The following is a 6054-nucleotide window of genomic DNA, read 5'->3' as shown; positions in this document are numbered from 1 at the left end:
CGCGACGCAACCGCATTGGCTTAGGCGTATTTACGACTGAATGGGAAACAGACCTTAACCAAACCTGCGAATGAAATCATCATGTTATGGCCAATTGTAAACAGCTCTACCGGGCGGTTACGCCGCGCTAATCGCCCCTACATTCCTACGCTCCGCGTACTGCGCGTTTTTTTAGCCCATGCGGTTTCTGTATTTACAGAAATAACTTGAATCACCAAAGGAGGAGAAATGCCACGACCATACGATAGCGATACCGCCAAAGCCCCGGACAAGGCGTGTCGCCGAAGTCAGGAGGCTTTAGGGGAATGGCCATATTTGCCGCTCTCGCTCGCCATTCTCTGGCTGTGGAGCGGGCTGCAACCCGTCCTCGCCGCGCCGCAGGAATCGTTGCAACTGCTCGCGCGCATCGGTGTGCCGTCCGCGCTGCAATGGCCGCTGTTCTGCGCGGCATCTGCCTGGGACGTCGTGCTCGGCGTCTGTTGCCTGAGCCCGCTCGCCCGGCGTCGCGCCTTGTGGATTGGGCAGGCGGTAACGGTCATCGCCTACACCCTCATCGTCGCCTGGCGCCTGCCGGAGGCGTGGGCGCACCCGTTCGCGCCGCTCGTCAAAAACCTGCCGATTCTGGCGCTTATCTGTCATCTTGCAAGGAGAATCCCGTGAATACCTATTTGCTCATCAAGACGTTACACATCATTTCGGCGACGCTGCTGGTCGGCACCGGCTTCGGCACCGCGTTTTATATGTTCTGGGTGAACCGCAGCGGTTCGGTCGCGGCGCAGTCGGTCGTCGCCCGCTGGGTGGTGCGCGCCGACTGGTGGTTTACCACACCGACGGTGATATTCCAAGTCTCATCAGGCAGTTGGATGATTTGGCAGGCGGGCTGGCCGTGGTCGGCGAAGTGGATTTGGATGACGCTCGCCCTCTACGCCTTCGCTGGCCTCTGCTGGCTGCCGGTGGTGTGGCTGCAACTGCAAATGGCGAAAATTGCCCGCGAGGCCGACGCCGCCGGCGCGCGCGAAATGCCACCGCGTTACCGCACCCTGGCGCGGCGCTGGGAGCTGCTCGGCTATCCCGCCTTCTGCGCCACCGTCGTAATCTATTTCCTGATGGTTTTCAAACCGGTGTGAGGCGCAGATGAACATCCTCCTCCTTGGCGGCAGCGGCTTCATCGGTCGCCACCTCGCCGCCCGCCTGCGCGCCTGCGGGCATCAAGTACAAACGCCAGGCCACCGCGAACTCGACCTGCGCGCGCTGGATGAACGCGCCGCCCGCGCCTTGCTACACGGCCAGGATGCGGTGGTGAACGCCGTCGGCATCATGAGCCGCGACACGGACGCTCTGGAAGCCGTGCATCACCACGCCCCGGCGCAGCTTGCCGCCTGGGCGCGCGCGGCGGGTGTCGCCCGCTGGTTGCAAATATCCGCCCTCGGCGCGGATGCCTGGCACCCGGTTGCCTTCCTCGGCAGCAAGGGGCGCGGCGACGAGGCGGTGCGCGCACAACTGCCGACCGATACCGTGCGCCCGTCGGTGGTGTACGGGCGCGGCGGCAAAAGCTGCGAACTGTTCATCCGTCTCGCCCGCCTGCCGCTGCTCGCCCTGCCGGATGGCGGACGACAACAGCTGCAACCGGTACATATCAACGACATCGCCGACGGCATCGCCGCGCTGCTTGCCGCCCCCTCGCGCCACGCCACCGTGAACATGACCGGCGCCCGTGCGCTGACACTCGCCGCGTACCTCAACACCCTGCGTCGCACCCTGCACGGCAAAACGGCGGCGCGCGTGCTACCGCTGCCATCGCCGCTGCTCGCGCCGCTGTTGCCGCTGACCAACTACATCAGCAACGGCATGGTGAGCGCCGCCACCCTGCGCCTGCTGGCGGAGGGTTCATGCGCCGACAACCGCGCCTTTGCCGCGCTGCTTGACCGCCCGCCACTGGCGCCGGAACACTTCGCGGCGGCGGATTAGGCGTTGTTTACAATTCGGCGTATAAGCCCCTCTCCCTCTGGGACTGGGACAGCTCGCGCAGCGAGAGAGGGGTTGGGGTGAGGGCAGCAAATAATTGAAAAAGCAGAATTTCGGTTTATCGATAATATCGCTACCCCCACCCCGACCCTCCCCCGCTGCGGGCTTCGCCCTGCAGGGGAGGGGGATTTTTCGATTGTAAACAGCTCCTGGCGGCGGATTGAAACCAGGGCGATGACACGGCGGTATTGATACCATCGCGCAAAAAGTATCGCCCGTAATTGCGGTATCGTCTCACCGTAGCCGCTCGCTCTCATAAACACAGGCGGTTACGCTGCGCTAACCGCCCCTACGACTTGGGACAACTGCTGGCGGCGGATGGAAACTGGGCGATGACACGGCGGTATTGATACTATCGCGCAAAACAACTCGCCCGTAATTGTGGAATCGTCTCACCGTAGCCGCTCGCCCTCATAAACACGGGCGGTTACGCTGCGCTAACCGCCCCTACGCCTTGGGACAACCGCTGGCAGCGGATTGAAACTGGGGCGATGACACGGCGGCATTGATACCATCGCGCAAAACGTCTCGCCCGTAATTGCGGCATCGTCTCACTGTAGCTACCCGCCCTCATAAACACGGGCGGTTACGCTGCGCTAACCGCCCCTACGACTTGGGACAACCGCTGGCGGCGGATGGAGGATAGGGCTTTGTGAGGATGGCTATATTTTGGAAAAACACACCCTTCGCCCCCATAACCCCCTCATCACCCGCCAACCGCCGTTGCCCATGCCCCGACCGCTCTTTGCCGCCAACCGCCAGTCCGCCAACACCCTCATCTGGCGCCGTTTCGACCTCTTCCGCCGCTGGCGCCTGCTCACCTGGCTCATCGCCGCACCCATCGGCTACGGCTACACCGCCACGCTGCTTGCCTTGTATGCCAAAAACCTGGGCGGCGGTACCGCCTGGCTCGCCTGGTACCCGCTCATCTACACCGCAGTCCTCGCGCTCGTCTGCCATCGCAGCCTCATCCGCCTGCTCTGGAATCCGCCCATCCTCGTCTGCGACGAAAACGGCCTCACCGCCTTTAACGAATACGGGCGCTGGCTCGGCCAATGGCAATGGGCGCAAATCGCCGAACTGCGCGCCACCCTCGAACCCGGCGACTACTACGCGCTCGAAGTCATCATGCACGGCGACACCCCGCCGCGCCCCGCACCGGACGAAACCGCCCCGGCGCACGACCTCGCCCGCTACGGGCAAAGCTACCTCCCCGCCGCCGATAACCCGCCGGCGGCAGATGCCCCGTGTGAACGGCTGCCGTTGCCCGAACTTGGCCCCGACCTGCCGCAAATCCTCGACGACATCCGCCGCCACCGCGAACGCGCGCCGCTCGACACCCCGCGCGCGGAAACTCGGGCATGGTACAAACACCCGCGCAGCATCCAGCGCGACAACTGGCGACTCTTTGGCTGGCTCGCCGCCGCCCTCGTCGCTACGCCGCTGCTGACGGCACAGCTCCTGCGCGGTGGCATCGCTGTCGCTGTTCCTGTCCTGCCCGTCGCACTCTACGGCCTCGGCTGCTTCGTGCTGCTATTGCGCCCCGGCTGGCACGCCCTGCGCCGCCTCATCGCCGACCCCGCCCGCCCCGTCGCCCGCATCGACGGCAACGGCATCACCATCCGCGACGGCGCGACCCGGCTGCGCCTGTCGTGGCGCGACCTGCGCCGCATTGAAAACGACGACGGCGTCCTCGTCCTCAGCGACTACCGCGACCGCCACTACCGCACCCTGCGCGCGGCGGGCAACAACGACACCAGCATTGACGCCATCGTCGCCGCCAGCCGTGCCATGCGCGACGGCGAACAGCTGCCGGACGACACCCCGCTGCCGCCACCGCGACGCCGCCCGCTTGCCTGGCTGCTGCTCGCCAACAGCCTCCTCTTGCCCGCCAGCCTTACCCTGCTGTACCTGTCGCGTGCTCCCCGCGAAACAGGACTTACCCTGCTCGCGCTCCTCGCCATAGCCGCCCTCGCCTGGTGGGCGCGACAAAGCCATTGGCAGACCCAAGCCACCTACCGCGAACCGCTGCCCGCCACCCCGCCCGCACCGCGCCCGGACATCCCGCTGCGAGCGTGGTACCGCGCCCCGCGCGCCATCGCCCGCGCCAACTGGCTCGGCTGGTGGCTGCTCCTCCCCGCCAGTATCCTCGCGCAACACCTGCCCAACCTCTGGATGCACGGCAGCCGCAACGCCGCCCTCACCCTCAGCCTCATCACCGCCATCCTCGCCCTCGGCGCCGCCCGCCTCCTCTGGCGCACCTTCGCCTACGCGACCCGCCCCATTGCCCGCAGCGACGCGGACGGCCTGCACCTCGCCCTCACCAAAGCGCGCCAGCGCGACTTCCACCACATCTACCTCTACGGCAACCTCGGCGGCGGCAAACTGAACTTCACCATGCCGTGGGCAGAGCTCGACCACATCCGCAACTACCGCTACGAGCGCAGCGTCAACGAACTGTTGATACTCACCAACCGCGACGGCGACCACCGCAATATCCGCACCAACGCCACCGGCAACGCAGCCATCGCGCGCGACATCGCCCGCGTCGTCGGCGCCAGCCTGGCGCACTACAACACCATTGCCCGCCCCGTCGAATACGACGACCCCGAATTTCTCGACTTCATGGAGCGCAGTCTGCGCGGCGAACTGCCCGACGACGTCGACCCCGACAGCGAACTTGCCGCCGAACTGCGCGCCATGAATGAACAAATGCAGCCACCGCCGGAAATTGCTGCATACATCCTCGCCGACATCGCCCGCCGCCGCGCCGCCCGCAGCGCCAAAAACATCCCGCCCGCCAACAGCCGCCCGCTGCACATCCGTCCGCGCGCCTGGGCGCTGCTCGCCACCAACCTCACCGTCACCATCGGCCTGCCCACTCTTAACCTCCTGAACCTGGACATCCCCGCCGGTTGGCCGTTTCTCATTCTGATCGTCCTCAACATCACCGTCTGGCTTGGTGACGACCAGCAACAGGCGACCCTGACACCGGAGCCACGCCCCGCGTCGCCGCAAGCACGCCCGAACACCGCTACCCGCCGTGATGCCCGAATGACCGCCCCTACGGCTGCACCACAAGCACGCACCAACATCACCCCGCGCGCCTGGTACAAACCGGCGCACCTCGTCGCCCGCGCCAACGGCCGCGCCTGCGCCTGGCTCATCCTGCTGATGACACTTGCCGTCCCCTTTGCCAACGCCCTCATCCACGGCTACAGCGGCCTCATCCTCTTCCTTGTTGGCCCCGTCGCCCTCATCGCCCGCAACCTCTGGCGCGAATTGCACTACACCTTCAGCGCCAGCGACCAGCCCGTCGCCCGCATCGACGCGGACGGCCTCCACCTCGCCGCGCGCGGCAACCGCCTGTATCCGGGCGCGCCCGGCCTGCACATCCCCTGGGACGACCTCGCCGACATCGACGCCGTACCCTACGACGCGCCGCCACGCAGGTTCGCCACCCCCGAACACCTCGCCATCTACTACCACAACGGCGACGAAAGACACATCCGCACCGCCCTGCTCGACGACTACCCCACCGTGCGCGACATCGCCGCCAGCGCCAGCGGCAACCCATACCCAACGCCGCCGCGTCCCGAACCGCCCCCGCCCGCGCTGCCGAGCCCGTTCGCACGACGCCTGATGGTAGCGAACCTCGCCTTCGCCGCGCTGTGGCTGACGGTGAATATCCTGCTGCAACAGCACCTTCTCGCCCTGCCGTTCACCGAGCCAACACTACCCTACGACAGCTACGCCATCCTCAACCTGCTGCGCCTCCTGCCCTTCGGCGACTACCCGCTGACCAACGGCATCCTCTGGCTGCTGTTCATCGCCCTCAACAGCATCGCCCGCCTGCTCCCCGCCGACTGGCACACCCGCTCGCCCGAAGAAAAACCCGCCACCACCACCCTGCCCGCCATCCGCCGTAACGTCAGCAAACTATAACGCCGCCTGCGCCAGGATTGAGGAGCGATAGCGCGTAGGTCGGCCATTTATGGCCGACATCAAAAAACGTCGGGCATGAATGCC

At 66.0% G+C, this 6054-nt stretch carries 4 protein-coding genes; all 4 read left to right on the top strand.

The window, feature by feature from the left end; all coding sequences use genetic code 11:
* The first annotated feature begins 228 nt into the window (after window positions 1-228).
* Window positions 229-660, top strand: a complete 432-nt coding sequence (locus tag Q0349_RS05035; RefSeq protein WP_298079788.1) for a DoxX-like family protein — start codon at window positions 229-231, stop codon at window positions 658-660.
* The gene (locus Q0349_RS05030) at window positions 657-1127 is read left to right on the top strand and encodes a DUF2269 domain-containing protein (RefSeq protein WP_298079787.1); all 471 of its coding nucleotides are present in this window, start codon (window positions 657-659) and stop codon (window positions 1125-1127) included. The genes Q0349_RS05035 and Q0349_RS05030 overlap by 4 nt, the downstream gene beginning before the upstream one ends.
* Window positions 1128-1134: 7 nt before the next feature.
* Window positions 1135-1968, top strand: a complete 834-nt coding sequence (locus tag Q0349_RS05025; protein WP_298079786.1) for an NAD-dependent epimerase/dehydratase family protein — start codon at window positions 1135-1137, stop codon at window positions 1966-1968.
* A gap of 786 nt (window positions 1969-2754) precedes the next feature.
* Window positions 2755-5970 carry a hypothetical protein gene (locus tag Q0349_RS05020; protein WP_298079785.1) on the top strand — a complete coding sequence of 1072 codons (3216 nt, stop codon included), beginning with the start codon at window positions 2755-2757 and terminating at the stop codon, window positions 5968-5970.
* Window positions 5971-6054 lie beyond the last annotated feature (84 nt).

The organism is uncultured Cardiobacterium sp. (genome assembly GCF_938028185.1).
Lineage (GTDB): Bacteria > Pseudomonadota > Gammaproteobacteria > Cardiobacteriales > Cardiobacteriaceae > Cardiobacterium.
The sequence above is the reverse complement of the archived record's forward strand: the minus strand, read 5'-3'. Positions and strand labels throughout refer to the sequence as shown.

Coding starts and splice junctions, on each gene's coding strand:
- Q0349_RS05025 (WP_298079786.1), top strand. CDS start 1,135: ATGAACATCCTCCTCCTTGGCGGCAGCGGCTTCATCGGTCGCCACCTC.
- Q0349_RS05035 (WP_298079788.1), top strand. CDS start 229: ATGCCACGACCATACGATAGCGATACCGCCAAAGCCCCGGACAAGGCG.
- Q0349_RS05020 (WP_298079785.1), top strand. CDS start 2,755: ATGCCCCGACCGCTCTTTGCCGCCAACCGCCAGTCCGCCAACACCCTC.